This is a genomic window from Acidovorax sp. HMWF029, from assembly GCF_003060895.1.
Classification (GTDB): domain Bacteria; phylum Pseudomonadota; class Gammaproteobacteria; order Burkholderiales; family Burkholderiaceae_C; genus Acidovorax.
This window is the reverse complement of sequence record NZ_QAIH01000068.1, coordinates 1-1,822: the sequence shown is the minus strand read 5'-3', so window position 1 is coordinate 1,822 and position 1,822 is coordinate 1. Positions and strand designations below refer to the sequence as shown.

Annotated in this window: 2 protein-coding genes; both read right to left on the bottom strand. The window is 70.9% G+C overall.

What is annotated here, in order from left to right; genetic code table 11:
- Positions 1–1,041, bottom strand: a 1,041-nt coding sequence (locus tag DBR12_RS04140; RefSeq protein WP_304529305.1) for a secretin N-terminal domain-containing protein, incomplete at its 3' end; no start/stop codon positions are given.
- 4 nt (positions 1,042–1,045) lie between these two features.
- Positions 1,046–1,822 (bottom strand): type II secretion system protein N (gspN, locus tag DBR12_RS04135; RefSeq protein WP_233244294.1); only part of this gene is annotated, 777 nt, incomplete at its 5' end.

Genomic DNA, 1,822 nt, shown 5'->3' with positions numbered 1-1,822 from the left:
GCTCAGGCCCGTGCTGGGTGCTGCGGCAGCAGGGCTGCCACCGCCACCGGCCCCGGTGGCGCTGCCCGTGCCCATGGCCGCCATGGCGGCGCGCAAAGTGGTGGCGAGCTTGGTGGCATCGGCGTTCTTGAGGTAGACCACATGGATGTTGCCGCTGGCGGCGCTGCTGCCGGGGGCGGGCGGCTGGTCCAGCCGGTCCACCAGGGCGCGCACCTGGGCCACGCGGGCCGGGTTGGCCGCGCGCAGGATGAGCGAGTTGCTGCGCGGCTCGGCAATCAGCGTGGTCTTGAACGAGGTGTCGGCCTGGCCGGGCGTGGCGGCGGGCGCACTGCCGCCGTCGATCAGGCGGGCCACCAGGGGTGCCATGTCGGCGGCGATGGCATTGCGCAGCGGGATCACTTCCACATCGCTCGCGTTGGAGACATCCATGGCCGCCACGATGCGCGCCAGGCGCTGCAGGTTGTCGGCGTAGTCGGTGATCACCAGCGAGTTGTTGCCGGGGTTCACGTTGATGGTGTTGTTGGGGCTGATCAGCGGACGCAGCACCGGCACCAGATTGGCTGCGTTCTCGAAGTTGAGCTTGAAGATCTGCGTGACGATCTGCCCGCCGCTGGGGGCGTTGCCGCTGCTTCCCTGCACCACGCTTACGCTTCCGCCCTGCAGCTTGGCGTCGGCCTCGGGCACCACCTTGTACAGGCCTGCGGCCTCGACCACCGTGAAGCCCTGCAAGCGCAGGGCCGCCAAAAATTGCTGGAAGGCGGCGGCGGGGGTGACGGCGCGTTCGGTCACCAGGTTGAGCTGGCCTTTCACGCGCGGGTCCACCACCACGTTGCGGCCGGTGATGGTGGCCATGGTGCGCGCCACGGCCTCGATCTCGGCGTTGGCGAAGTTCAGTGTGACGGGTTCGCTCGGGCGCACGCTGCCAGTGCGGGTGTCAATGGCAGTTTGGGCAAGAATTTGGCCACTTCCGCCTGCTAGTAAAGCACTTGCAGCTATTGTTTTGAGAGCAAAACGCAGGCGTGGAGACAACAAGGAGGTCATAGATTCAACCCACGGTAATGATGGAGCGCGCGCCGTTGCGCCGTCCGATGATGTTCAGGAGATTCGACAGGGCGGCCTCGCGCTCGGGGGCGGCGCTGGCCTCGCCCGCAAACCGAAGGCGCTGGCCCACCCACTGGCCGGTGCCGCTGAGCTGCAGCGCGCCGTCCAGGGTGCTGAGCGTGAGGGTGGGGGCCTCGCCGCCTTGCAGGGCCAGCCGGTAGCTGCCCATGGGGCGCAGCGTGGACAGGCGCGAGGACATGGCACGCGCATCCAGCTGGGCCTGGCCGGACAGCACCATGCGGCCCGCCGCCCAGCGCATGGCGAGCGCCTGGGTCTGCAGGGCCAGCTGGCCCTGGGGCTGCAGCGTGTTCCAGGGGGTGCCCAGGCCTGCCAGCAGCGCGGCTGGCCACTGGCTCTGGCCGTCGGCCACGTTCAGTGTCATCCCCGCCCAGCGCGCCTGCACCCGGGCCTGCAGGGGCGCGGGGGTGCAGCAGGCAGCGTGCAACTGCACGCGCAGGCCATCGAAGCTGGGGCGCAGCTGCCAGTCCACGCGGCCGGGCAGGGCGGCGCTGTCGCGGCTGGCGGCGCCACCGGTCAGCACCAGCTGGGCCGAGCCGGTCCAGACCGTGCCCCGCGCCTGCAGCAGCTGTACCTGCCCCTGGGTTGCGCGTGCCACGCCGTTGGCCAGCCAGTGCGCGGGCGCAAACGCGACCACGGCGGGCAGCACCCCGGCCATGGCGCCCACCAAGGCCCAGCCCCAGGCGGGGCGGGGGGCGGCGGT